The sequence below is a fragment of the Pseudoxanthomonas sp. 22568 genome (genome assembly GCF_052044485.1).
GTDB classification, from domain to species: Bacteria; Pseudomonadota; Gammaproteobacteria; order Xanthomonadales; family Xanthomonadaceae; genus Pseudoxanthomonas_A; species Pseudoxanthomonas_A beigongshangi.
In genome coordinates this window covers 180,647-197,869 of sequence record NZ_JBQENC010000002.1, presented here as the reverse complement: position 1 = coordinate 197,869, position 17,223 = coordinate 180,647, and the positions used below count along the sequence as shown (strand labels likewise).

At 67.8% G+C, this 17,223-nt stretch carries 14 protein-coding genes; 9 read left to right on the top strand and 5 right to left on the bottom strand.

Annotated elements, in window-relative coordinates; genetic code table 11:
- Positions 1-5 precede the first annotated feature (5 nt).
- Positions 6-461 (top strand): DUF4442 domain-containing protein, encoded by a 456-nt coding sequence (locus ACTJI2_RS03285; RefSeq protein ID WP_440841087.1) that lies wholly within the window; start codon positions 6-8, stop codon positions 459-461.
- A 153-nt stretch (positions 462-614) separates the two neighbouring features.
- Entirely contained in the window at positions 615-914 is a 300-nt protein-coding gene (locus ACTJI2_RS03280; RefSeq protein ID WP_249889963.1) for a chorismate mutase, read from the top strand.
- Between the two features lie 59 nt (positions 915-973).
- On the opposite strand, the gene ACTJI2_RS03275 is transcribed toward ACTJI2_RS03280, so the two are convergent.
- Positions 974-2,341 (bottom strand): hypothetical protein, encoded by a 1,368-nt coding sequence (locus ACTJI2_RS03275; RefSeq protein ID WP_440841085.1) that lies wholly within the window; start codon positions 2,339-2,341, stop codon positions 974-976.
- A gap of 77 nt (positions 2,342-2,418) precedes the next feature.
- Here ACTJI2_RS03275 and ACTJI2_RS03270 point away from each other — a divergent pair, with 77 nt between their 5' ends.
- From ACTJI2_RS03270 to ACTJI2_RS03260, 3 genes are all read left to right on the top strand, one after another.
- A complete protein-coding gene (locus ACTJI2_RS03270; RefSeq protein ID WP_141453604.1) occupies positions 2,419-3,087 on the top strand; it encodes a DUF502 domain-containing protein in 669 nt (222 codons plus the stop codon).
- 12 nt (positions 3,088-3,099) lie between these two features.
- The gene (locus ACTJI2_RS03265; RefSeq protein ID WP_440841083.1) at positions 3,100-3,873 is read left to right on the top strand and encodes a queuosine precursor transporter; all 774 of its coding nucleotides are present in this window, start codon (positions 3,100-3,102) and stop codon (positions 3,871-3,873) included.
- Positions 3,874-4,104: 231 nt separating this feature from the next.
- Positions 4,105-5,136 carry a serine hydrolase domain-containing protein gene (locus ACTJI2_RS03260; RefSeq protein ID WP_192197850.1) on the top strand — a complete coding sequence of 344 codons (1,032 nt, stop codon included), beginning with the start codon at positions 4,105-4,107 and terminating at the stop codon, positions 5,134-5,136.
- Between the two features lie 3 nt (positions 5,137-5,139).
- Here ACTJI2_RS03260 and ACTJI2_RS03255 read toward each other — a convergent pair whose 3' ends face one another.
- Positions 5,140-6,735 (bottom strand): phytoene desaturase family protein, encoded by a 1,596-nt coding sequence (locus ACTJI2_RS03255; protein ID WP_192197513.1) that lies wholly within the window; start codon positions 6,733-6,735, stop codon positions 5,140-5,142.
- Between the two features lie 117 nt (positions 6,736-6,852).
- On the opposite strand from ACTJI2_RS03255, the gene ACTJI2_RS03250 reads away from it, so the two are divergent.
- Both ACTJI2_RS03250 and ACTJI2_RS03245 read left to right on the top strand, forming a co-directional pair.
- Positions 6,853-8,508: a FecR domain-containing protein gene (locus ACTJI2_RS03250; RefSeq protein WP_440841081.1), complete on the top strand. Its 1,656-nt coding sequence runs from the start codon at positions 6,853-6,855 to the stop codon at positions 8,506-8,508.
- On the top strand, positions 8,505-10,175 hold the full coding sequence (locus ACTJI2_RS03245) for a CHASE2 domain-containing protein (protein WP_192197511.1): 1,671 nt from the start codon (positions 8,505-8,507) through the stop codon (positions 10,173-10,175). Before ACTJI2_RS03250 ends, ACTJI2_RS03245 begins: the two co-directional genes overlap by 4 nt.
- A gap of 27 nt (positions 10,176-10,202) precedes the next feature.
- On the opposite strand, the gene ACTJI2_RS03240 is transcribed toward ACTJI2_RS03245, so the two are convergent.
- Positions 10,203-11,576, bottom strand: a complete 1,374-nt coding sequence (locus ACTJI2_RS03240; protein WP_318288724.1) for an MBL fold metallo-hydrolase RNA specificity domain-containing protein — start codon at positions 11,574-11,576, stop codon at positions 10,203-10,205.
- A 204-nt stretch (positions 11,577-11,780) separates the two neighbouring features.
- Here ACTJI2_RS03240 and ACTJI2_RS03235 point away from each other — a divergent pair, with 204 nt between their 5' ends.
- Both ACTJI2_RS03235 and ACTJI2_RS03230 read left to right on the top strand, forming a co-directional pair.
- Positions 11,781-13,868 (top strand): M13 family metallopeptidase, encoded by a 2,088-nt coding sequence (locus ACTJI2_RS03235; protein ID WP_183643307.1) that lies wholly within the window; start codon positions 11,781-11,783, stop codon positions 13,866-13,868.
- A gap of 148 nt (positions 13,869-14,016) precedes the next feature.
- On the top strand, positions 14,017-16,023 hold the full coding sequence (locus ACTJI2_RS03230; RefSeq protein ID WP_440841078.1) for a M13 family metallopeptidase: 2,007 nt from the start codon (positions 14,017-14,019) through the stop codon (positions 16,021-16,023).
- A gap of 101 nt (positions 16,024-16,124) precedes the next feature.
- On the opposite strand, the gene ACTJI2_RS03225 is transcribed toward ACTJI2_RS03230, so the two are convergent.
- Positions 16,125-16,793, bottom strand: coding sequence for a rhomboid family intramembrane serine protease (locus tag ACTJI2_RS03225; protein WP_440841076.1), 669 nt, complete (start codon positions 16,791-16,793; stop codon positions 16,125-16,127).
- A gap of 43 nt (positions 16,794-16,836) precedes the next feature.
- Positions 16,837-17,175, bottom strand: coding sequence for an MGMT family protein (locus ACTJI2_RS03220; protein WP_183643315.1), 339 nt, complete (start codon positions 17,173-17,175; stop codon positions 16,837-16,839).
- Positions 17,176-17,223: the final 48 nt, after the last annotated feature.

Sequence of the window (17,223 nt, the reverse complement as noted above, 5' to 3'; positions counted from 1 at the left end):
CCCGCATGAAAGCCTCCACGCTCCGCCACATCTTCAATGTCTGGCCGCCATTCCTTTTCAGCGGCATCCACGTCACCCGCATGGCCGACGACTGGCGCAGCGCGCGGGTGGAGATGCGGATGCGGCCCTGGAACCGCAACTACGTCGGCACCCACTTCGGCGGCAGCCTGTTCTCGATGACCGATCCGTTCTGGATGATCCTGGTGAAGGAATGTCTGGGCGCCGATTACTTCGTCTGGGACAAGGCCGGCGAAATCGAATTCGTCAAACCCGGCAAGGGCACCGTGCATGCCGAGTTCCGCGTGGACGAAGCCATGCTCGATGACATCCGCGCCGAAGCCGCCAACGGCGAGAAGCACCTGCGCTGGCTGCCGGTGGACGTGATCGACGCGCAAGGCAACGTGGTCGCGCGGGTCCGCAAGCAGATCTACGTGCGGTTGAAGCCGAGGGCGCGTACGTGAGCGTGGCAGGTCTATCGCGAGTGCGGGCCGGGCGATGACCTGCCAGGCGATACCGCCGCGCCTGGAAATGTGAGTTCATCAACTTCGATTCCGGAAGCTGGCGCCGCCCGTCAGGACCCTGGATGATGCGGTTTCCCTCCCCGTATCCGACGCATGGACATCATCGACTGCACCACTCTGGACGAAGTCCGCGCCCACATCGATTCGCTGGATCAGCGGATTGTCGGGCTGCTGGCCGAACGCGGCGCCTATGTGCAACAGGCGGCACGTTTCAAGCGGAACACCGACGAGGTTCAAGCCCCGCAACGGGTGGCGGCCATCATCGAGCGCGTACGCGCACTGGCCATCGCGCGGGGCGGCAATCCCGAAGTGGTGGAGGCCACCTATCGCGCCATGATCGCGGCCTTCATCGAGGCGGAGTCGGCTGAGCACGCGCGGTTGCATACGCGCTGATCGCCTCGTTGCGCGCAAGCGGGCCCGCAAGGTCGCGGCCTCTCCCGGAAAAGCCCTGGTCATCCCAAGTCTTGGCGCACCGCCTCGGGTACCTCAAGCTCCCAATGGGTTTTTTCTCCTGCATCGAACAGCGGGACGCGCAGGCGGTTCTCCACGACTTCGATGTCCCGCCCCTGCCGCAACGCCACGGGTCTGGCCGCCACACGCTGAGCCAGCGTGCGTCCATCGACTGGCTGCTCCCGCAGCCACAGCAACGTCGCCATCAGGTTCAGGCGTGCGCGCTGGTCCTGCAGGCGATGCAGATAGCCCGTCATGCCGGGGTATTCCATCGCAACCAGTTGGCAACCGAACCAGTTCGACGCGCATTCCAGCCGCCAGGGGCCGGGCGATGCGCGCTCGCTTACCCGCTGGTCCGCGAGCAATTCGCGCCGCACGACCGCGCCGCAATACCAGGCCCGCGTCTCCGCCATCATCGCCAGCGTCGCGTCCTTTCGATAAGCCAGCGACGTGAGCCATCCCGGTTCACCCGGCTGCATCACCGCCCCATCGCCGGCCAGTTCGATCAGCGAGCGGGTGAACTCGAACTCCCGCTGGACCACCCGGCAGAACGAACGTTCGTCCAGCGACGGCGGATCGCGCAGCGAGGCGCATGCCGCCGGCAAGGGAGCATCGGCGGGCAGCGATGCCAGCATCTGTCCCTGCAAGGCCAGCCAGCCCGTCAGCGCCGAGTCGCCCATCATCAAATCGATCAGCAGATCGGGCTCGCGCATCCAGCGCCGCCACGCGTCCGCTGCCCGGCATGCCCGGGTCAATCCAGCGTCATGATCACCCTGTACGAACAACCGCGCGGCGTCCGTCCGCATCAGGCGCATTCCGTCGCTCATCGCAGTGATCGCGAAAGGCGTTTCGTAGGTCAGGCGAAACGGCATCCTCAGGTAGTCGCTGTTTTCCAGCGCGTCCCGGGTCCGCTGCAGCAAACCCGCATGCACATCCAGCAATGCGCGCACCTGTTCCGGCTTCGCGCGCACCTTGTCGAGGCAATCGACGTCGGTGCTTTCGCACAACACACGATCCGGGTCCTGCAATCTCTCCGCCGGGTATCGTCCTTCCGCCGCGGAGGCGAATCCCGGCGTTTCCGCCGCAACGGTGCCGTCGGCTCCGAACGCCGGCGCTCCACGTCGATTGAACCGCTCCACATCGCCGGCGGTGATGCGGGCGCGCTCGGCAGGCGTCAGGTCATAGCGCAGCAGCCACACGTCGGCGAACGCGTTGCGTCCCGCGGGCACCGGCAAGGGGGCGGTCATCTCCGCCAGCGCCTGTTCCTGTGCCCGGGTCGGCCACAACAGCCACGACGCGGCGTACAAGGCTCCCGCCAGGATTCCCAGCGCCAGCACGATCCCCGACAACGTCCGCAACATCCGTTTCATATCGCTCCCCACAGCGTTCCCCCGCCCAGCGTAGCAAAGCCCGCACGCCGGCCCGGGCTGGTCCTACAATAGCCGCCATGCCCCCCGATGCCTCCTCCCGCCCTTCCCTGCAGCGCCTGTTCCTGACCGGACTGCTCACCCTGCTGCCGATCTGGCTGACCTGGGTGGTGGTCAAGTTCGTTTTCGTGCTGCTGTCCGACATCAGCAAGCCCTTCGTCGGCCCCGTCTCGCACCAGATCGCCGCTTCGTTCCCGCAGGCGCTGGGCTGGTTCAACGCGCAGTGGGTGCAGAACACGATCGCGCTGGCCGCCACCCTGCTGGCGATCCTCGCGGTCGGCATCCTCGCCCGCCGCGTGATCGGCCAGCAGTTGCTGCGCTGGTTCGAACTGCTGGTGCTGCGCATCCCGCTGGCCAGCACCATCTACACCAGCGCGCGCCAGTTGCTCGACATCCTGCAGACCAAGCCCGGCAGCACCCAGCGCGTTGTGCTGATCGACTTCCCGCATCGCGACATGAAATCGGTGGGCCTGGTGACCCGGGTGATCCGCGAGGAAGGCACCGGCCGCGAACTGGCGGCGGTATACGTGCCGACCACGCCCAATCCCACCTCCGGCTATCTGGAAATCGTGCCGGTGGAACTGCTGACCCCGACCGACTGGACGGTCGATCAGGCGATGAGCTTCATCATCTCCGGCGGCGCGGTTTCGCCGGAATCCATGCCCTTCACCCGCGCGGGAGAGCGCTGACCGATGGCAGTGATGAATGGCCGTACCCTCGACGATCGCGCGGTACGGCTGTTCATCGCATTGGCGGCGTTCTTCTGCGTCAACGCGGTGCTGGCCGAGTTCATCGGGGTCAAGATCTTCGCCCTCGAGGACACCCTGGGCATCGCGCCGCTGGAATGGAACCTGTTCGGCCAGACCGGCTCGCTCAATTTCACGGTCGGTACCTTGCTGTGGCCGTTCGTGTTCATCCTCACCGACACCATCAACGAGTTCTTCGGCCGCCGCGGCGTGCGTTTCATCTCGTGGATGGCGGTGGCGTTGATCGTCTACGGCTTCGTGTTCGCCTTCCTCGCGATCGCCACCGCGCCGGCGGGCTGGTGGGTCAAGGCGGCCGAGCAGCAGGGCGTGCCGGACTACCAGGCCGCATTCGCGGCCATCTTCGGCCAGGGCATGTGGTCGATCGTCGGCTCGATCATCGCCTTCCTGATCGGGCAGCTGATCGACGTGGCGGTGTTCCATCGGATCCGGGTCGCCACCGGCGAGCGCATGGTCTGGCTGCGCGCGACCGGCTCGACCGCGATCTCGCAGCTGGTCGACAGCTTCGTGGTCATCTGGATCGCGTTCGTGCTGGGCCCGCAGAAGTGGCCGACGTCGCTGTTCCTGGCGGTCAGTTCGGTCAACTACGTCTACAAGATGCTCGCCGCGATCGCCCTGATCCCGTTGCTGTACCTGATGCGGTACGCCATCCGCCGCTACCTGGGCGAGGACCGAGAACGGCAGCTGCGGCAGGAAGCGGCGGCGGACTGAGCGGCTCGAACGCGGGCGGTGCCAGCGGAGCAAGCTCCGCTCTACGTGGAGCCGGATGCCGTATCGCGTGGAGCGGAGCTTGCTCCGCTTCGCCATCCGGACCTCGCGCTGCGCGCGCCACCCCAACCCGCTATGCTCCGGCTTCCATTCAAACCGGGGAGAGGCTGGATGAATCTGTCGCGGACCGCGTGCGTGCTGCCCCTGTTGCTGGTGGCGGCGCTGTTCCCGTCGATGACCGTGCATGCGCAGGCGGACGCGGCCGGTGACGCAAAGGCCCGCCGTGATGCCGCCATCGCCAGCTTGATGCAGCGTTACGACGGCCAGGTGCCGGGCGCCTCCCTGCTGGTCCTGAAGGACGGCCAGCCGGTGGTCGATCGCGGCTTCGGCCTGGCCAACCTGGAAGATCGCGTGCCCGCCGCGCCGGAGACCAACTACCGACTGGCCTCGATCAGCAAGCAGTTCACCGCCGCCAGCATCCTGCTGCTGGCCGAGGACGGCAAGCTGCGGCTGGACGATCCGGTCAAGCGCTGGCTGCCTTCCCTGCCGGCCGCCGCCGACGCCATCACCATCCGCCAGCTGCTCAGCCATACCTCCGGACTGATCGACTACGAAGACGTGATGCCCGCCGATCTGAAGGGCCAGCTGCACGACATCGACGTACTGCACATCCTGGAAGGACAGGACCGCACCTATTTCGCGCCCGGCAGTTCGTACCGCTACAGCAACAGCGGCTACGCGTTGCTGGCGCTGATCGTCGGCAAGGCCTCGGGGCAGGATTTCGCCAGCTTCCTGCGCCAGCGCATCTTCCTGCCGCTGGGCATGGCCGACACGTTGGCGCTGGAGGAAGGCGTCTCCACCGTGGTCAACCGCGCCTACGGCTACAGCGAAACCGATGGCCGCTGGGAGCGTACCGACCAGAGCCCGACCAGCGCGGTGCTGGGCGACGGCGGCATCTATTCCTCGATCCGGGATCTGGCGCGTTGGGACGCGGCGCTCTACGACGAGCGCCTGTTGAAGAAGACATCGCTGGACCTGGCCTTCAGCCACGCCACGCCCACGCCGGAACCGGACGTGCCGTACTACGGCTTCGGCTGGCGCATCAACGGCGACGCGGTCTGGCATTCCGGCGAGAGCATCGGCTTCCGCAACGTGATCGTGCGCTATCCGAAGGAGAAGCTCACCGTCATCCTGCTGAGCAACCGCAACGATCCGGAGCCCTATCGCACCGCCGTCGCCATCGCGGATCTGTTCCGCCAGCGTTGAGCCTCACTTCAGATCGGCCAGGATCACCTGCGCCGCGTTGTGCCCGGGCGCGCCGGTGACGCCGCCGCCCGGATGGGTGCCCGCACCGCACAGGTACAGGCCGGGAATCGCACCGCGATAGCCAGCCTGCCCCAGCATCGGCCGGGCACTGAACAACTGGTTGAGCGAGAGCGCACCGTGGAAGATGTCGCCGCCGATCAGCCCGAAGGTGCGTTCCAGGTCCAGCGGGCTCAAAACCTGCCGGCCCAGCACCGAAGCGGCGAACCCGGGCGCGAAGCGATCCACCGTGGCGATCATGAGATCGGCGACTTCCTCGCGGTGATCGTCCCAGCTGCGTCCCCCCGGCAACACCGGCGCCACGTGCTGGCAGAACAGGCTGGCGACGTGCTGGCCCGGCGGCGCGAGTGAATCGTCCAGCGTGGAGGGAATCAGCATCTCCACGATCGGCTCGCGCGACCAGCCGTGCGCCAGCGCGTCGCGATAGGCGCGATCCATGTAATCCAGGCTCGGCGCCAGGATGATGCCGGCGGTCAGGTGATCGCCCTCGCCCGGCAGCGCTGTGAAATCCGGCAGCCGCGACAGCGCCACGTTCATGCGGAAGGTGCCGGAGCCGCAGCGCCAGTTCGCCATCCGCTCGCGGGTGGGCGCGGGTACGTCGTCCGCGCGCATCAGTTGTTCGTACAACAGCTTGGGATTGACGTTGGCGACCACCGCGCGGGCGCGCAGCGTCTCGCCGTCGGAGGTCACCACGCCGACCGCGCGGCCCCGTTCCACCAGCACCTCGCGCACGCCGGCACCGGTGCGCAGTTCCACCCCGGCCGCGCGCGCGGCGCCGGCCATCGCCTGGGTGATCGCGCCCATGCCGCCTATGGCGTGGCCCCACGCGCCCTTGACCCCGTTCACCTCGCCGAACACATGGTGCAGCAGCACGTACGCCGAACCGGGCGTGTACGGACTGGCGTAGTTGCCGACCACGCCGTCGAAACCGAACAGCGCCTTGACCGGTTCGCTCTCGAACCAGCGGTCCAGGTATTCGCCGGCGGAGATGGTGAACAGATCCAGCAGTTCCTGCCGCAGGGTCTCGTCCAGCGCATGCAGCTTCCGGCCCAGGCGCGCGGTGCGCAGCAGTTCCGGCAATGCTTTCCACCAGCCGCCATCGGTCAGGTTGGGCGGCGGCTCCAGCGCCAGCGCGCGCAGCACGTCGGCGATCGCGTCCAGGCGGGCCTCGTAGGCCGGCAGCCGCTCGGCGTCGCGGGCGGAGAACTTGGCGAACTCGGCCCGGGTCTGGCCGCCGCCGGTCAGCAGGTAGCCGCCGTCCGGCAGCGGCAGGAAGTTGTTGCGTCGGCGCTCGACCACACGCAGGCCATGGCGGGCAAGCTCCAGCTCGGCGATGACCCGGGGCTGCAGCAGCGAGACCGTATAAGAAGCCACCGAATTGCGGAAACCGGGGTGGAACTCCTCCGTGACCGCGGCGCCACCCAGCACCGCGCGGCGTTCCAGCACGGTCACCCCCAGGCCCGCCCTGGCCAGATAGGTCGCGCAGACCAGGCCATTGTGGCCTCCACCGACCAGCAGGACGTCCCGGGAGGAGTCGCTCATGCCCCCGCTCCGGCCGGAACGCCTAAACGGAAGCCGGGGCCCGCAGCGGCCACAGCCGGGAGGCCGGCTCGCCTATAATTGTGATTCAGCATGCAAACTGGATGGCAGGGAACAGGCTTGGCGATCACGACGTTGGTCCGGGGAATGGGATTCCGCGCGGGGCTCTTGCTGGTCCTGGCGTTGGCCTGCGTCCCCGCGTTCGCCGAAGACTGGGTCTACCGGGTCCGCCCGGGCGACACCCTGTGGGATCTGGGCGGCGCCTATCTCAAACCCGGAGTCGACTGGCATCGGCTTCAACAGCATAACCGCATCGCCGATCCCTACCGGCTGGCGCCGGGCACCCGCCTGCGCATTCCCCTGACCTGGCTGCGCCAGCAGCCGGCGCGGGCGCGGGTGGTGGCGTTGATCGGCAAGGCCACCACCGTGACCAGCGCCGGCACCTCGCAAGCGGTGAACGAAGGCATGGAACTGGGAGCAGGCAGCCGCCTGCTGACCGCCGCGGGCGCATCGCTGAGCCTGCAGTTCGCCGATGGCTCCCGCCTGCGCCTGCGCGAGGGCAGCGAACTGGTGCTGGACCGGCTGACCCGCTACGGCCGCACCGGCATGGTCGACACCCGCCTGCGCCTGCAGCGCGGCCACGTCCACAACGAAGTCCGCCATCTGCGTGGTCCGGGTTCCCGCTTCATCGTCGACACGCCCACCGCTTCCTCCGCCGTGCGCGGCACCCGTTTCCGCATCCACAGCGGTGACCAGGGTACCCAGGCAGAGGTGCTGGACGGACGCGTCGCGGTGACCGTCGGCCGGCATGCGACCTTGCTCAAGCCCGGCTTCGGCACGCACGCGCAAACCGGGGGAGGCGATTCGCTGCAGCCGATCGCGCTGCTGCCCGCGCCGGACCTTTCGTCGATCGCCGCGCACCAGGACAGTGTGCGCCCGCAGTTCGCCTGGCCCGCGGTCGCCGGCGCCGCGGGCTATCGTGTCCTGATCAGCCCGCACCCGGATTTTGCGGCGCTCGTCGCCGATCTCGCCAGCGGCACGCCGTCGGTCACCGCCCCGGTGCTGGAGCCGGGCCAGTACCACCTTCGGGTCAGCGCGATTGATGGCGGCGGCCTGGAAGGCCGCGATGCCGACGCCGCGTTCGCCATCGAAGGCCGGCCCGTGCCGCCGTATGCCATCACTCCCTCGGCCGGCGGCCTGGTCCGCCAGAACCGTCCGGCATTGCGCTGGACCCAGGCGCCGGAAGCCCACCGCTACCGCTACGAAGTGGCGGACAACCCCGAGTTCCGCGCCCCGGTCGCGCGAGGGGACGAGGTGCGCGGAGAAGCGATCACCGTCGCAGAGCCGTTGCCGCCCGGCGCGTACTATTGGCGGGTGGGCAGCATCGATGCCCAGGGGAAGAAGGGGCCATTTGGAGACGCCATCGAGTTCACGGTCCGCCCGCTGGATCCGATCGACGACATCGATCTGGACAAGGATGGCGCACGCGCCGGAGGCATCAGTTTCCACTGGCGCGCGGGCCAGCCGGGCCAGCGCTACCGCTTCCAGATGTCGCGTTCGCCGTCGTTTGACAAGCTGCGCGTCGACGAGGTCGTCGAACAGCCCGAAATCACCGTGTCCAAGCTGGCCGGCGGAACCTGGTACCTGCGCGCGCAGGCCATCGACACCGACGGGGAAACCGGCGAGTTCGCGCCGGCGCAGAAGGTCAAGCTGCCCTGTCGGCTGTGCCGGATCGGTGCCGGAGCGGGCGCGGTCCTGCTCCTGCTGAGCCTATGATCCCCCCGCCCTCGACCTCCAAGCCCAGGAGCCGCCTGCTGATCGCGCTCGGCGCATCGGCGATCGTGGCCTGCCTGATCCTGACCGGCCTGGTCGCGCGGATGGATCAATGGCTGTACGACCGGCTCGGCCCGCTGGTCTCGCAGGAAGCGGACAATCGCATCGTCGTCGTCGCCATCGACGAAAAGAGCCTGGGCGAACTGGGTCGCTGGCCGTGGTCGCGGCGCCAGCATGCGCGCCTGATCGACGAACTCGGACGCATCGGCGTGCGTGGCATCGGCCTGGATCTGCTGCTGTCCGAACCGGCGCTGTTCGACCCCGAGGGCGATGCGTTGCTGGCGCGTGCCATGAGTCGCCACGGCAAGGTGGTGTTGCCGGTGCTGGCCGAGGCGACCCAGGCCAACGGGCCGTTGGTGGAACTGCTGCCAATCCCGGAATTCTCCGCATCGGTCGCTTCACTGGGTCACGTGGACCTGGCGGCGGACGACGATGGCGTGGTGCGCAGCGCCTATCTGCGCGCCGGCCAGGGTTCTCCGCGCTGGCCGGCCCTGGCGCTGGCGCTGAGCCAGTTGGATCAGCCGCTGGCCCAGAACGATGATCTGCCCGGCGAACGCCTGTCGGATCAGGACCAGGCCTCGCCGCAGCGCTGGGTGCGCGATCACCGCGTGCTGGTTCCCTACGCCAGTCCTCCGGGCGGATTCGCCCAGGTTTCCTACACCGACGTCATCCACCAGCGCGTGCCGGCCTCGCTGTTGCAGGGACGCTGGGTGCTGGTGGGCACCACCGCGATGGGAATGGGCGACACCGTCAACGTGCCGGGCCAGCGCGGCGGACGCGGACTGACCGGCGTTGAGTACGAGGCCAACGTGCTCAACATGCTGATCCAGGGCACCGCCATCACCCCGATGTCGCTGGGCGCGCAATTGCTGCTGTCGATCCTGCTGGTATCGCTGCCGATGGTGTTGTGCGGCTTCCCGGCGTTCCGCCAGATCTGGCGGCCGGCGCTGGCCACGATTGCCCTGACCCTGCTGCTGTCCCTGTTGCTGCTGCAGTTCGCGCGGCTGTGGTTCCCCGCCTCGGCCACCCTGCTGGTGCTGGCGACCGGCGCGTCGGTATGGGTATACCGCCTGATTCGCCGCACCCAGCGCGCCGCCCAGACCGACCCGTTGACCGGGCTGGCCAACCGCAACAAGTTCAACCATGCGCTGGAACAGGAACTGCGCGCGATCCAGCGCACCCACCTGCCGATGTCGCTGCTGCTGCTGGACATCGATCACTTCAAGCAGCTCAATGACAGCCAGGGACACGCCAGCGGCGACGCGGTGCTGCGGCTGCTGGCGCGCGTGCTGCGCGGACGCGCGCGCCGCCCGCGCGACGTGATCGCGCGATTGGGCGGCGACGAATTCGCGGTGCTGCTGCCGGAAACCTCCGCGCAGGCGGCCGCCACCATCGCCACCACCATCCATGTCGATCTGGCCAATCTGGCCGCCCGCACCGAGCGTGCCCTCGATGCGCCGCCATTCACCGCCAGCATCGGCATCCACACCACCCAGGCCGGCGACAACCTGGATTCGGCGGAAGTGTTCGAACGCGCCGACGCGGCGCTGTACCAGGCCAAGCAGGCCGGTCGCAACCGCAGTGTGAGCCACGCCGCCGCGACGCCCTGACGACCGGCGCACCGGTCGCGAGTGTTTTCAGACGTCCAGTTGCATGCCCGGCCGCGCCAGTTCCGCGGTCACTCCGAAGCGTTCGCCGATTTCGCCGGCCAGCGCCTCGCGCGCGCGGTCCTCGCCATGCACCAGCACCACCGGAGGCGAAGGTTCGAAGCCGCCGTACCACGCCAGCAATCCGGCCTGATCCGCATGCGCGGACAGGCCGCCGATGGTGTGGCACCGCGCATTGACCCGGTGGTCGCGACCGTGGATGCGTACCCAGCGCGCGCCATCGACCAGCCGCCGTCCCAGCGTGCCCTCGGCCTGGTAACCGACAAACACCACGTGCGTGCGCTGCCGATCCAGGTTGTGGGCCAGGTGGTGCTGGATGCGACCGCCGTTGGCCATGCCCGAGCCGGCGATGATGATCGCGCCATTGGTGATCTGGTTGATCGCCATCGATTCGGCGGTGCTTTCGGTGATGTGCAGGTTGGGCAGCCGGAACGGATTGGGCGAGCCGCGCCAGACTTCCTGCGCTTCCATGTCGAACAGTTCGTGGTGGCGCCCGTATATCTGCACGACCTTGCCCGCCATCGGACTGTCCAGGAACACGCGCCAGCGCGACAGGTTCCACTCGTCCCAATGGCGCGCGAACCAGTACAGCAGTTCCTGGCTGCGGCCGACCGCGAACGCGGGTATCAGCACATTGCCGCGATCGGCCCAGGCCTGCTCGAGGACATCGCCCAGCTCGCGTACCGTGGCCGGACGATCGCGATGGTTGCGATCGCCATAGGTGGACTCCATCAGCACCAGGTCCGCGTCGCGCACCGGCGAAGGATCGCGCAGGATCGGCGTGCCCTTCTGGCCCAGATCGCCGGAGAACACCAGCTTGCGATCATCGGCCCAGATCTCGACGATGCTGGAACCGAGGATATGGCCGGCATCGCGGAAGGCGATGTCCACGCCCGCCAGGATCGGCTGTCGCTGGTCGTATGCAAGCGGCCGTACCTGTGCCATCGCCGCCTGCACGTCCTCGCGTCCGTACAGCGGCTGGATCTCGGGCTCGCCGTCGCGGCGGCGCCGGTTGGCGCGTTCGGCGTCCGCTTCGGCCAACGAGGCCGAGTCCATCAGCATCACCGGCATCAGTTCGGCGGTGGCCGCCTGCGCATGGATCGGCCCCCGGAATCCGCGCCGCACCAGCAGCGGAATCCGACCGATGTGATCGATGTGGGCATGGCTTACCACCAGCGCGTCCAGCGACGACGGTTCGAACGGGAACGGATCGGCATTGCGGGCCTCGGCCTCGCGGCTGCCCTGGAGCATCCCGCAGTCCAGCAGGATCCGCCTGCCGCCCGCGTGCAGCAGATGCATCGAGCCGGTCACCTCGCCGGCCGCGCCATGGAATTCGATCCGCATTCTCGGCTCTCGCAATGTCCGCCCAACCCTAGCATGACCGGCCACCGTGGCCATGACGCCCCGGCAATGGCCGGCCCCGTACCATGACCTTCGACACCCCCCGCCTTTCCGGGCGGGGAGTAGAGTCCGCGCACGTCCGTCTGGACAGACCTATCCCAATGCCCACCCGGGCCGGAGTTGAAAGTGACCTTCCGTAAACCGCAGATGCTTCTCTTGTCCCTGGCCGTCACCGCGGCCCTCGCCGGCTGTTCCAAGCCCAACGAAGCCGCCTCCCCCGACGCCGCCGCCAAGGCCGGCGCCGACAGCGGCGAACTGCAGCTGAAGCTGGACGAGAGCAAGTTGCCGCCGGTGAACCGCTTCCTGGTCTCGGATCTGGACACCAGCAAGAACGCCTGCGCCGATTTCACCGGCTACGCCAACGGCAAGTGGCTGGCCGCCAACGCCATCCCGGGCGATCGCACCAGCTGGGGCGCGTTCGAAATGCTGGATGAGCGTTCCACCGCCGTGCAGCGTCAGCTGGCCGAACAGGCCGCCGCGCATGCCAACGCCACCGGCGTGGAGAAGATCGTCGGCGACCTGTGGGCCACCGGCATGGACGAAGCCAAGGTCAACGCCCAGGGCATCGAGCCGATCAAGGCCGATCTGGCCGCGATCGACGGCCTGGCCGGCAAGGAAGCGATTGTCGAATACCTGAGCGCCAATGCCGCCAAGGGCCGCAACTTCCTGTTCGGCTTCGGCGGCGAAGCCGATTTCAAGGATTCCTCGATGGTGCTGGCCTACGCCTCCCAGGGCGGCCTGGGCCTGCCGGATCCGGAGTACTACACCAAGGCCGAGAACAAGGAAAAGCTGCAGGCCTACGAGGCCCACATCGCCAAGGTGCTGGAACTGTCCGGCGTGGCCGTCGCCGACGCCGCCAAGCAGGCCAAGGACGTGGTCGCGTTCGAAACCCGCCTGGCGAAAGCATCCAAGACCAGCGAGGAACTCTCGCGCGACGTCTCGCTGTACTACAACCCGGTCACCCTGGCCGACGCCGACAAGCTGACCCCGAATTTCTCCTGGACCCGGTTCTTCGAATCGCAGGGCGTGAAGGCGGACAAGTTCTCGCTGGCGATGCCGGGCTTCCACCAGGAAGTGAGCAAGATGCTGGGCGACACCGACCCGGCGATCTGGCGCGCCTACCTGCGCTTCCACACCGTCGACGGCGCCTCGCCGTACCTGAGCGACGCCTTCGTCAACGAGAACTTCAACTTCTACGCCAAGACCCTGCGCGGGCAGAAGGAAATCAAGCCGCGCTGGAAGCGCGTGCTCGACACCGTGGAAGGCGAGGCCGGCGAAGCGCTGGGCCAGATGTACGTGAAGGTCGCCTTCCCGGCCGAGTCCAAGGCCAAGATGGAAACCCTGGTCGGCAACCTGCGCACCGCGCTGAAGACCCGCCTGGAAAACCTGCCGTGGATGAGCGCGGAGACCAAGCAGAAGGCCATCGCCAAGTGGGAAACCTTCACCCCGAAGATCGGCTATCCCGACAAGTGGCGCGAGTGGACCGGCCTGGCCACCAGCCGCGACAGCTACATCGGCAACGTGCTGGCCGCGCAGGAATTCAACTACAAGTGGAACCTCGGCAAGATCGGCAAGCCCGTGGACAAGACCGAATGGGGCATGCCGCCGCAGATGGTCAACGCCTACTACAACCCGCTGCAGAACGAGATCGTGTTCCCGGCCGCCATCCTGCAGCCGCCGTTCTTCGATCCCAACGCCTCGGATGAAATGAACTACGGCGGCATCGGCGCGGTGATCGGCCACGAGATGATCCACGGCTACGACGATCAGGGCTCGCGCTTCGGGCCGACCGGCAACATGGAAGTGTGGTGGACCGACGGCGACGCCAAGGCGTTCTCCGGCCTCACCGGCAAGCTGGTCAACCAGTTCAACGGCTACACCACCGAAGGCGGCGGCAAGGTCAACGGCAGCCTGACCCTGGGCGAGAACATCGCCGACCTGGGCGGCCTGGCGACCGCGTACGAAGCGATGAAGAAGGCCACCGAGGCCACCCCGGATCCGAAGACCGACGGGCTGACCCGCGACCAGCGCTTCTTCCTGAACTGGGCCACGGTGTGGCGTCGCAATTTCACCCCGGAAGAACTGACCGTGCGCCTGAAGACCGACCCGCACGCGCCGGCCAACTTCCGCGCCATCGGTGCCCCGTCCAACCTGCCGGCGTTCGCCGCGGCGTTCCAGTGCAAGGCCGGCGACGCCATGGTCCGCGACGGCGACAAGCAGGTGGTGATCTGGTAATCCGGACTACGTCCGGCGGTACCCTCGAAGGCCCGGGAATTCCCGGGCCTTCCTCGTTTCCGGACCTGCCCTGGAAGTGTGCGCCGCGTTCAGGGAGTGCCAGCCCTGCTTGCTAGAATCCGCCAACTCCAACACCCCGGATTCCCTGATGTCGAAGACCCGCGCCGCCCTTGGCCATCCCTCCCTGCTCGCCTTCGCCCTGATCGCCGCGCTGGGCATCCCGCAGGCCGAAGCCGCCAAGAAGAAGGCGCCGCGCGCTCCCGCCGTCAGCCCCGCCTGCAGCGATTTCTATGCCCATGCCAATGCCGACTGGCTGAAGGCCAACGCCACGCCGGGCACCAGCGCGTTGGGCCAGCTGCGCGAGCGCGCGGAACAGCAGCAGCGCGACCTGCTGCAGGCGGCGATGCAGTCGCCGCAGGGACACGTGCAGAAGCTGCTCGGCGACTTCTGGGCCAGTGGCCTGGACGAAGCCGCGGTGGAAGCCGACGGCGCCAAGCCGATCGCGCCGCTGCTGGATCGCATCAACGCCATCAAGAAGGCCAAGGACGTCGCGCCGGCGATCGCGGCGCTGCACCAGGTCGGCATTCCGGTCGCCTTCAATTTCAGCCCCGACGTGGACCTGCGTGCGCTGGATCGCCACATCGGCTACTTCATGCAAGGTGGCCTGGGCCTGCCGGATCCCGCCTACTACACCCGCAATGACGCCGACACCAAACAGGTGATGGATCGCTATCGCGCCTACGTGAAGCAGATCCTCGCCCTCACCGGCACCGCGCAGAATCGCCTGGACGCCGACACGCAGGCGGTGCTGGATCTGGAAACCCGCCTGGCGCAGGTTTCCAAGCCGCTGCTGGACCTGCGCAATCCGCTGTCCAACTTCGCCCCGGTCACCACCAAGGAACTGGGCAAGCAATACCGCAACCTGCAGATCGATGCCTTCCTCAAGGCCCAGGGCGTCAGCGACGACACCGTGTCGATCGCCGATCCGGCGCTGTTCAAGCAGATCGACACGCTGGTCGCCAGCCTCAAGCCGGACCAGTGGAAGGCCTACCTGCGCTGGCGCGTCGGCGATGCCATGGCCCCGTACCTGGCCAAGTCGTTCCGCGACGCCGAATTCGAGTTCCGCGGCAAGGTCCTGCGCGGAGAGACCATGCCGCCGGCCCGCTGGCAGCAGGTGCTGGGCGCAATCAACCTGGCCGCCGGCCCGATGCTGGGCAAGGAGTACGCCGAGCGTTACCTGCCCAGGTCCAGCGACCAGCAGGCCGAGGCGATCGCCGCCCAGGTCCGCGACGCGCTGGGCCGCGCGGTCGAACGCGCCACCTGGCTCAGCGATGGCGCCAAGGCCGAAGCCAAGGCCAAGCTGGGCAAGCTCAAGATCGAAGTCGGCACGCCGCACCGCGACGTCGATTACAGCGTGCAGCCGATGGGCCGCGGCAGCTTCGGCGGCAACATGCTGATCGCCTCGACCTGGCGCCATCGCGAGGAGATGAAGCGGATCGGCAAGGGCAATGCGGATCGCCGCTGGGACGTGCTGCCGCAGCAGCCCGCGCTGGCCTACGACCTGGCACAGAACCGCCTGATCGTCACCGCCGCGGTGCTGCAGGCACCGGTGTTCGATCCGCAGCGCGATGCCGCCGGCCAGTACGGCGCCTACGGCGCGCTGGTGGGCCACGAGCTCAGCCGCGGCTTCGACAACAAGGGCCGCATGGTCGACGCCAAGGGCGAACTGCGCGACTGGTGGACCGCCTCCGAGCTGACCGCCTGGAACGCCATCGGCGCGAAGATCGCGGCGCAGTACGACGCGTTCGCCTATCCCGAACTGAAGAACGTCAAGGTCAACGGCAGGCTGGTCCAGGACGAGGCATTGGCCGACCTGGCCGGTGTCGAACTGGCGTGGGATGCCTTCATCACCGCCGAGCCGCAGGCCGCCGTCCCCGCCAAGCAGTCGTTCTACACCGCCTGGGCGCAGTTGTGGGCGCAACGCATGGACGCCGCCGAGGCCGCCCAGCGCGCCGCCACCGACGTGCGTGCGCCGGGCGTCTGGCGCACCAACGCGCCGCTGTCCAACCAGGCGACATTCGGCCAGGCCTTCAGCTGCAAGCCGGGCCAGCCGATGCAGCGCAAGGACGCGGATCTGATCGGCAAGTGGCGCTGAAACGGCGGGCCGGAAAAGCCAACAAAAAAACGGCGCGGAAAACGCGTCGTTTTTCTTTGTGCGGCTTCCTCCCCGGGAGGAGTGCCGTCCGTTCGGATCGATTACTTGACGATCCGCATCCTCGGCCCCGGCGGCCGGCGCTTGCCGAACGGCGGCTGCCCGCGCCAGTAGCGGATCATCAGCCAGCCGAAAATCATGCCGCCGAGATGGGCGAAGTGGGCCACGCCTGACTGCATGCCGGTGATGCCGAACAGCAGCGTCAGCGCGCCGTAGATGATCACCAGCGTGCGGGCGCGGATCTCCATCGGAATCGGAAACACGATCATGCGCTGGTTCGGGAACAGCATGCCGTAACCCAGCAACAGGCCGAACACCGCACCCGAGGCGCCCAGTGAGGGAACCGCGGGGCCACCGCCAGAGAATACCCACGAACTCACCAGCAACTGGCACAGGTTGGCACCGATGAGGCAGACAAAGTAGTAGGTGGTGAAGCGCTTCTCGCCCCAGGTTGCTTCCAGCGGAGAGCCGAACATCCACAAGGCCAGCATGTTGAACAGCAGGTGGGGCAGGCTGGCATGCATGAAACCGCTGGTCAGCGGCTGCCAGGGCATGAACGCATAGCGGCCGAAGTCGCTTGCGTTGCCAGTGAAATCGATCGGCCACTGCATGAATGGAGCAGTGACGGCATCGCCCAGGAAACTCTGGAGCAGGAACACCACCACATTGGCGATGAGCAGCGCGCGGGTAACCGGCAGCACGGGAGGGAACATGGCTCGCATCCTTCGGGAACGGGCCCATGATAACCGCGGAGTTTCAGCCGCCCGGCGGTCCCCACAGCGCCTCGTCCAGCGTGCGTGCAGCTTTCACCCCGCGCACCCGCCCCTGCTCGACCCTCACGCCTTCGGCACGCAGCCGCTGGCTCTGTTCGCGGTAGCCCTTCGAACCCTCGGGAAACGCGATGCGGCCGTCCGAACGCAGGACCCGGTGCCAGGGCAGCCGCGCGTCGTCGTTGTTGCTGAGAATGCGCGCCACCAGCCGCGCCCGGCCCGGCAGCCCCGCGCGACGCGCGACCTCGCCATAACCGGCCACCTGGCCGCGTGGAATCGCGCGGATGGCCGCGAGGATCTTCGCTTCAGGCGTGGCTTCCGCCATGCGGGGCGTTCCGGTCGGTGAATGCCGGAAGTGTGGCGCGTGCCCCGC

Bases quoted from the DNA above. Each gene is read 5' to 3' on its own strand.
- ACTJI2_RS03285 (WP_440841087.1), top strand. From the start codon at position 6: ATGAAAGCCTCCACGCTCCGCCACATCTTCAATGTCTGGCCGCCATTC.
- ACTJI2_RS03280 (WP_249889963.1), top strand. From the start codon at position 615: ATGGACATCATCGACTGCACCACTCTGGACGAAGTCCGCGCCCACATC.
- ACTJI2_RS03275 (WP_440841085.1), bottom strand. From the start codon at position 2,341: ATGAAACGGATGTTGCGGACGTTGTCGGGGATCGTGCTGGCGCTGGGA.
- ACTJI2_RS03270 (WP_141453604.1), top strand. From the start codon at position 2,419: ATGCCCCCCGATGCCTCCTCCCGCCCTTCCCTGCAGCGCCTGTTCCTG.
- ACTJI2_RS03265 (WP_440841083.1), top strand. From the start codon at position 3,100: ATGAATGGCCGTACCCTCGACGATCGCGCGGTACGGCTGTTCATCGCA.
- ACTJI2_RS03260 (WP_192197850.1), top strand. From the start codon at position 4,105: ATGACCGTGCATGCGCAGGCGGACGCGGCCGGTGACGCAAAGGCCCGC.
- ACTJI2_RS03255 (WP_192197513.1), bottom strand. From the start codon at position 6,735: ATGAGCGACTCCTCCCGGGACGTCCTGCTGGTCGGTGGAGGCCACAAT.
- ACTJI2_RS03245 (WP_192197511.1), top strand. From the start codon at position 8,505: ATGATCCCCCCGCCCTCGACCTCCAAGCCCAGGAGCCGCCTGCTGATC.
- ACTJI2_RS03240 (WP_318288724.1), bottom strand. From the start codon at position 11,576: ATGCGGATCGAATTCCATGGCGCGGCCGGCGAGGTGACCGGCTCGATG.
- ACTJI2_RS03235 (WP_183643307.1), top strand. From the start codon at position 11,781: ATGCTTCTCTTGTCCCTGGCCGTCACCGCGGCCCTCGCCGGCTGTTCC.
- ACTJI2_RS03230 (WP_440841078.1), top strand. From the start codon at position 14,017: ATGTCGAAGACCCGCGCCGCCCTTGGCCATCCCTCCCTGCTCGCCTTC.
- ACTJI2_RS03225 (WP_440841076.1), bottom strand. From the start codon at position 16,793: ATGTTCCCTCCCGTGCTGCCGGTTACCCGCGCGCTGCTCATCGCCAAT.
- ACTJI2_RS03220 (WP_183643315.1), bottom strand. From the start codon at position 17,175: ATGGCGGAAGCCACGCCTGAAGCGAAGATCCTCGCGGCCATCCGCGCG.